The organism is Bacillus sp. HY001, assembly GCF_007558965.1.
Classification (GTDB): Bacteria; Bacillota; Bacilli; order Bacillales; family Bacillaceae_G; genus Bacillus_A; species Bacillus_A mobilis.
The window spans coordinates 1-233 of sequence record NZ_VLTE01000255.1 but is presented as its reverse complement, the minus strand read 5'-3'; the positions used below and the strand labels follow the sequence as shown (position 1 = coordinate 233).

General features: G+C 40.8%; 1 protein-coding gene. It reads right to left on the bottom strand.

All coding sequences use genetic code 11. The annotated features are described in order from the left end of the window. The coding region (locus tag FOT98_RS31160; protein ID WP_186292154.1) for an alcohol dehydrogenase catalytic domain-containing protein at positions 1–233 on the bottom strand (233 nt) is incomplete at both ends.

Here is a 233-nt window from a genome sequence, read left to right as displayed (position 1 = left end):
TAAATAGGCTCTCCATTATAAGAGAAACGAGTTGTTCCATCAGGCATTAAACCTTTACCTTGCGTTTCTCGTACGGCACTACATAAATTTGTTTTACCAGAACGACAGAACTTACATTCTCCACATTCAGCCGTATATAGTGGAATCACATGATCACCAGGTTTTACTGAAGTCACTTCATCACCTACTGAAACGACAACACCGGCACCTTCATGACCTAATACAGCAGGAAA